This window comes from Streptomyces sp. NPDC050743 (genome assembly GCF_044456925.1).
GTDB lineage: Bacteria > Actinomycetota > Actinomycetes > Streptomycetales > Streptomycetaceae > Streptomyces.
Genome location: NZ_JBITGJ010000090.1, coordinates 25455 through 31478, shown reverse-complemented (window position 1 = coordinate 31478; position 6024 = coordinate 25455). Strand labels below are relative to the sequence as shown.

The window sequence follows — 6024 nt, the reverse complement described above, 5'->3', positions numbered from 1 at the left end:
GTCGTCGACGGAACGCTGATCCCCGTCCACGACCAGCAGCGCACCGCGAAAAGCAAGAACTACCGGCGCAGCGTCAACGTGCAGATCGTCTGCCGCGCCCGCGACCGCCGCGTGGTTGCCGTCAGCGACGCCTGGCCAGGCAACCGCAACGATGTTGTCGTCTTCCGCGAAACCCTCCACAGAACACTTCCCGACCATCCCGCCTGTCCGGTGACGGCGGCTACCGCGGGAGCGACCGCATCCGAACACCACAACGAGGTCCCGACGGACGCATCATCAAAGACCGCAAATACCGCCGGTTCCGCAAACGCCGCGCCATCGCCGAACACACCATCGCCAGACTCAAAGACCACCAAATCCTCCGCCAATGCCGACGCCGAGGCGAGGCGATCAACCACGCCGTCGCAGGCGTCGCCGCACTCCACAACCTTAAGCTCGACATCCGGTAAACGAAGCACCCCGCGCGGGGCAGCAGTTTCCTGCCCGCATTACGTGATGGCTCTTAGGCTGAGGGTCATGACCTTGCTCGCGCATGAACGCTACTGCGACGAAATCGCCGACCAGGTGGGCCGGTTCCGGGCCCTGCTCACCTCCGGCGCCGATCTGACGGCCACGGTGCCGACCTGCCCGGAGTGGACGCTGGAACGGCTCGTACGGCACATGGGCGGCGCCCTGCGCTGGGTGGCCGCGCTCGTGGGGACCCGGGCCCAGGAGATGGTCCCGCACGAGCAGGTGCCGCTCGGCGCGGGACCGGACGCCGAGGGGGACGCGGCAGCCCTCGACGCATGGCTCGCGGAGACCGGCGAACTGGTCGTCGGGGCGCTGCGCGAGGCCGGTCCCGACGCCAAGGTGTGGTCCTGGACCGGCACGGCCACGAGCGGGTTCTGGGCCCGCCGGATGACCCACGAGATCACCGTGCACCGCGCGGACGCCGCGCTCACCGTCGGGGCGCCCTACGAGGTCGCGCCCGAGGTCGCCGCCGACGCGCTGGACGAGTGGCTGCAGCTCGTGGAGTGGGTGCAGCGTTCCGGGTTGCGGGAGTGGTCGACGGAGCTGCGCGGCCCGGGCCGCAGCATCCATCTGCACGCCACCGACGCCGACCCGGCGCTGAACGCCGAGTGGCTCGTCGAGCTGGGCGAGGACGGCGTCAGCTGGCGGCGCGGCCACGAGAAGGCCACGGTCGCCCTGCGCGGCCCGCTCACCTCCGTGCTGCTCGCCTTCTACAACCGGCTGCCGCTGGACACCCCCGGCCTCGAGGTCCTCGGTGAGCGTGAGCTGCTGGAGTTCTGGCTGAAGCAGGCCACCTTCGGCTGACGCACGACCGCGGCCCGTCCCCTGGGGATAGGAGGACGGGCCGCGGTGGCGTACTGGTGTGAGCGGGTGAGGCGTCAGCCGTTGCCGCGCGCTCCACGACGGCGCATGCCGAAGTAGACCGCGCCACCGCCGACGACGACCAGCGCGCCCGCGATGCCGGCGATCAGGCCGGTGTTGGAGTTGGCACCGGTCTCGGCGAGGTTCGAGTCACCGGCCGCCGGGGACGGCGCGTTGCTCGACGCGCCCGCCGGGGCGGAGCTGGACTCGGAGGCCGACGGGGTCGGGCCGGCCGACTCGGCCGGGGCGGACTTCGACGGCGACGGCTTCGGCGTCGAGGAGGCCGGCGGGGTCGGGGTGGGGCTGTCGGTCTTGCAGGCGGTGGACGGGGTCACCAGGTCGGGCTGGATGTCCTCGTCGACGATGTTGGCCGCCTTGATGTGGACGCGGTAGGTCGCGCTCGGCTTCCATTGCTCCGGGAAGCTGACCGGAGTGCCTTCGGCCGAGCCCTTGACCTCCTGCTTGCCCACCTGGGTCTCCACGCCACCGCTGTCCTTCAGGAACACGGTGACGGTGGCGGGGGTGCCGGAGCGGTCGGTGTCGGTGACGACGATGACGCCCTTGTCGCCGTCGCACTTGGCTTCGGCCTTGAAGTCACGGATGTTGCACGCGAGCGCGGAGCTGGACAGACCCAGCACGATCGCGGTCGAGGCGGAGGCGACACCCAGAATGCGCACGGAACGGCGTACGCCACGGTGAGTTATGGACAACGCTTGTCCTTTACAGAGTGCAACTGCGGGGGGTTCGGGGGGTGTTGGGACACCGAATGAGGTGAGTGCCCCACCACCCCCAAGAGGCTCACAGGTTTATAAGCGCTCCGTAAGAGTGTCAACGCATATGCCGCCAACGGCTGTTGACTTTGCCTGCTTATTAACCGCCGGGACGTTTGATCGCCTCCGGAGCCTGCTCGATCCGGTCAACCAGGGCGATACGGGACTCCATCGACCGGCCCCGGGCGAGTGCCCGCAACAGGGGCCAGGCGGGCAACTGCCGTGTCCAGTGCTCCTCGTCGACCAGCACCATGGGTGTCGGCTCACCGTGCGACTCGTAGTAGTTCGGCGTCGCGTTGTCGAAGATCTCCTGTACGGTCCCGGCGGCGCCGGGCAGGAAGACGACCCCGGCGTTGGAGCGGGCCAGCAGGCCGTCCTCGCGGGTGGCGTTGGCGAAGTACTTGGCCGTGTGCGCAGCGAAGGCGTTGGGCGGCTCGTGGCCGTAGAACCAGGTGGGGATGCCCACCGAGGCGCCGCCGCCGGGCCAGCGCTCGCGGACCTCGAAGGCGGCGCGCGCCCAGTCGGTGACGGACGGCCGGAACGAGGGGGTCTTCGCCAGGAGCCGGAGGGCGTCGTGCAGCATCTCGTCGCGGAACGGGGCGGCGTACGCGCCGAGGTTCGCGGCCTCCATCGCACCGGGCCCGCCGCCGGTGGCCACCGTGAAGCCGGCGCGGGTCAGTTCGCGGCCGAGCCGGGCGGCGCCGGCGTACTCGGCCGTACCGCGGGCCATCGCGTGGCCGCCCATGACGCCCACCACCCGTGCGCCGACGAGGAGTTCGTCGAGGGCGTCGGAGACGGCGTCGTCGTGGATCGAGCGGAGCATGGAGGCGAAGATGTCGCCGTCGGCCTTGGTCTGTTGGAACCAGGCGTAGGCCCGGGCGTCCGAAGTCGCCTCGTAGCCCTCGTCGAGCGAGTCGAAGAGTTCGCCGGGTGAATAGACGAAAGCGCGGTACGGGTCGAACGGCAGCCCTGGGACGGGCGGGAAGACCAGGGCGCCGGAGGCGCGCACCCCGGCGGCCGCCTCGGCGTCCATGGGACAGCCGAGGAAGACGGCGCCGGTCGTGTCGGTGGCGAGCAGGACGTCCGTACGGCTCGTCAGATCAACGGCCTGTACGCGGTACTGGGCGAGTGTGCCGTGCTCGGCGACGACCTCGTCGAACTCGGCGAGGGACTCGATCTCACGGTCGCGGGCGGCACGGTTCGGCTGGGCGGGTGTCGGATGCACCCGCCCATGCTAGGTGTCAGCCCTGGACCGCCGCCGGGTCCATCCACACGACCTCCCAGCTGTGGCCGTCGAGGTCGTCGAAGGAACGGCCGTACATGAAGCCCTGGTCCTGGACGTCGGGGTTGGCGGTGCCGCCGGCCGCGACCGCCCTGCCCACCAGCTCGTCGACCTTCTCGCGGCTCTCCGCGCTCAGGCAGATCAGCACCTCGCTGGTCTTCGTGGAGTCGGCGATCTCCTTCTTCGTGAAGTCGGCGTAGCGCTGCTTGCTCAGCAGCATGGCGATGATCGTGTCGCTGATCACGACACAGGCGCAGTCGTCGGTGCTGAACTGGGGGTTGATCGTGTAGCCGAGTTCGGTGAAGAACTTCTTGGACGCCGCGACGTCGTCGGTGGCCAGGTTCACGAAGATCATCTGCTGGTACATGAGGTGTCTCTCCCGAGGTGGTCGGCTCGCGCCGGGGGCATCGTGTTCGGTGGGTAGACCGGGGGTCCCCGGAGAACTCATCGGTCGCCGTGGACCTTTTTTCAGCGGTCCACGGGGAGGGCCGCCAGGGCGGCGACGGCGAGGGTGAGCGGGCCGAACAGCGCCAGCAGGGCCGCCGCACGCAGGGCCGCGGCCACGCGCAGCATCGAGGCCGGGGCGCCGAGGCGCAGCAGCGCGGCGGTCGTGTCGGCCCGGCACTGGCGGGTCTCCACGGCCGCGGTGAGGAGGGTGGCGACCGTGCAGCCGGTGACGAGCAGCGCGCCGAGGGTCGTCAGGGGGCCGAACGCCGGTGCCGAGCCCGCGTACAGCGTGGTCATGGCGTAGCCGGCGGACCCGACCGCGCAGACGACGCCGAGGGGCCGTCCGATGCGGGTGGCCTCCGTCATGAGGACCCGGCCGGCCAGCAGGCGGAGGGCGCCGGGGCGGGAGGCCTGCAGGAGACGGCCGCACAGGTGGGTCAGGCCGGGGGCGGCCAGCACCAGGCCGGTCGCGGTGAGGAGCCAGCCGAGGAGTACGGCGGCGTTCGCGTGGTCGGCGTAGGACTGGACCGCGAGGCCGGTGGCGAGGAGGGCGATGCCCCAGGGGAGGCCGGTGGGGGCGGTGTGCCGGGGGCCGGGCATGACGTGGGCCAGGCCGCCGTCCGCCGTCGGGGGTTCGGGGTCGGTGTCGCTGTCCGGCACCGGCGGGTTGCCGCCGTGCTGTGGGTCGGCAGCCGCCCCGGCGGCACGACCGCGAGGGCCCCCGGCACCCGGCCGCCCCCGCGCCCCGAACCTGCCGTACGTCCCGAACGTCTCCCGGGCCGCCGAGTAGCCGTACGCCCCGAAACGGCCGTACCTGCGCAGCAGCGGGGCGGCGGGGCGGGGGTCCTTCGGGCGCAGGGTCAGGGCCACCGTGGCCGAGGCGACGGCCGGGACCAGGCCCAGCAGGGTCAGGGTCGCCGGGACGGGGAGGTGTCGGCCCGCCGCCAGGAAGTCCGTCGCCGCGCCGCCGAAGGGCAGGCCGGTGAGGTTGCCGCGCAGGTACAGGAAGGCCAGCAGGGCCAGCAGCGAGCCCAGGGTGCAGGACAGGGCCGTGGTCAGCGCGGAGACCGCCATCAGGCGCGCCGGACCGAGGCCCACGGCGGACAGGCCCGTGCGCGGCCGGGTGCCGGGGTCGGTGCGGGCGACGGCGAGCGCGAAGTACACGGTGGCGGCGAGCGGCACCGCGCACCAGGACAGCCGCAGCGCGGCGGCGTCCGGGGCCTCGGGGTGGTTCAGGGCGTAGCCGAAGCAGGAGAGCAGGAGGAAGCCGGTGCCGGCCGAGGCCGCGGCCACCAGCAGGCGGCGCAGCTGGACGGCGGGCCGGGCCGCCCCGGTCAGACGGAGAGCGACCACGCGGCGCGGCCTTCCGTCTCGGGAGCGTCGGGCAGGTGCACGGTGCTGACGCGCCGGCCGTCCAGGAGGGACACGGTGCGGTCGGCGAGGGCGGCGGTGTCGGGGTCGTGCGTGGCGAGGACCACGGTGATGCCGTGCGAGCGGGCGGCCGTGGTGAGGGTGCGCAGCACGTGGTTGCGGTCGGCGCGGTGCAGCGGAGCCGTGGGTTCGTCGGCGAAGAGGACCGTGGGGGCCGGGGCCAGCGCCCGGGCGATGGCGACGCGCTGGCGCTCGGCCTGCTGGAGTTCGTGCGGGCGGTTGCGGGCCCGGTCGCCGACGTCGAGCCGTTCCAGCCACTCCAGCGCCGCGACCTTGGCCCTGCGGCGGCCGGCGCCGCGCAGCATCAGCGCGAGCGCGGCGTTCTCCCAGACGTTCAGCTCGGGGACGAGCACCGGCGCCGGGTCGATCCAGCCGAAGCGGTCCCGGCGCAGCCGCTCCCGGCGCATCGGGCCCAGGGTGTGCATGGGCGCGCTGTTGAACCACACCTCGCCGCTGCGCACCGGCACCAGGCCGGACAGACAGCGCAGCAGGGTCGTCTTGCCGCTGCCGCGCGGGCCGGTGACGGCGAGGATCTCGCCCTCGCGCACGCCGAGCGAGATCCCGGTGAGCCCGGGGGAGCCGTCGGGGTGCGTGAAGTGCAGGGAGCGTGCCCAGAGCACGTCGTTGTCCGGCGGGGCCTCCATGGGCGTACACCTCGGTTCTGATCCGTTTTCCCGTGTCTCGTCCCTCGTGTGGGGGAACGAAGGCTGGGCCGATCGGTCA

At 72.4% G+C, this 6024-nt stretch carries 7 protein-coding genes and 1 pseudogene; 3 read left to right on the top strand and 5 right to left on the bottom strand.

From position 1 onward, the window contains the following. Positions 1 to 15 precede the first annotated feature (15 nt). From ACIBJF_RS42825 to ACIBJF_RS42815, 3 genes and pseudogenes are all read left to right on the top strand, one after another. A pseudogene (locus ACIBJF_RS42825) lies at positions 16 to 135 on the top strand (transposase); the annotation flags it as partial. After that, positions 90 to 449: a transposase family protein gene (locus ACIBJF_RS42820; protein ID WP_399182446.1), complete on the top strand. Its 360-nt coding sequence runs from the start codon at positions 90 to 92 to the stop codon at positions 447 to 449. The pseudogene ACIBJF_RS42825 and the gene ACIBJF_RS42820, both read left to right, overlap by 46 nt. A 67-nt stretch (positions 450 to 516) precedes the next feature. Then, positions 517 to 1314, top strand: coding sequence for a maleylpyruvate isomerase family mycothiol-dependent enzyme (locus tag ACIBJF_RS42815; protein WP_399182443.1), 798 nt, complete (start codon positions 517 to 519; stop codon positions 1312 to 1314). Positions 1315 to 1388: 74 nt separating this feature from the next. Here ACIBJF_RS42815 and ACIBJF_RS42810 read toward each other — a convergent pair whose 3' ends face one another. The 5 genes from ACIBJF_RS42810 to ACIBJF_RS42790 form a co-directional block, all read right to left on the bottom strand. Then, a complete protein-coding gene (locus ACIBJF_RS42810) occupies positions 1389 to 2081 on the bottom strand; it encodes an LAETG motif-containing sortase-dependent surface protein (RefSeq protein WP_399182439.1) in 693 nt (230 codons plus the stop codon). Between the two features lie 160 nt (positions 2082 to 2241). Further along, positions 2242 to 3366: an LOG family protein gene (locus tag ACIBJF_RS42805; RefSeq protein ID WP_399182438.1), complete on the bottom strand. Its 1125-nt coding sequence runs from the start codon at positions 3364 to 3366 to the stop codon at positions 2242 to 2244. A 16-nt stretch (positions 3367 to 3382) separates the two neighbouring features. After that, complete coding sequence (locus tag ACIBJF_RS42800) at positions 3383 to 3790, bottom strand: VOC family protein (RefSeq protein ID WP_399182436.1); 408 nt, start codon at positions 3788 to 3790, stop codon at positions 3383 to 3385. Positions 3791 to 3891: 101 nt separating this feature from the next. After that, positions 3892 to 5223 carry a hypothetical protein gene (locus ACIBJF_RS42795; RefSeq protein ID WP_399182434.1) on the bottom strand — a complete coding sequence of 444 codons (1332 nt, stop codon included), beginning with the start codon at positions 5221 to 5223 and terminating at the stop codon, positions 3892 to 3894. Continuing rightward, on the bottom strand, positions 5205 to 5945 hold the full coding sequence (locus ACIBJF_RS42790) for an ABC transporter ATP-binding protein (RefSeq protein WP_399182432.1): 741 nt from the start codon (positions 5943 to 5945) through the stop codon (positions 5205 to 5207). Before ACIBJF_RS42790 ends, ACIBJF_RS42795 begins: the two co-directional genes overlap by 19 nt. Positions 5946 to 6024: the final 79 nt, after the last annotated feature.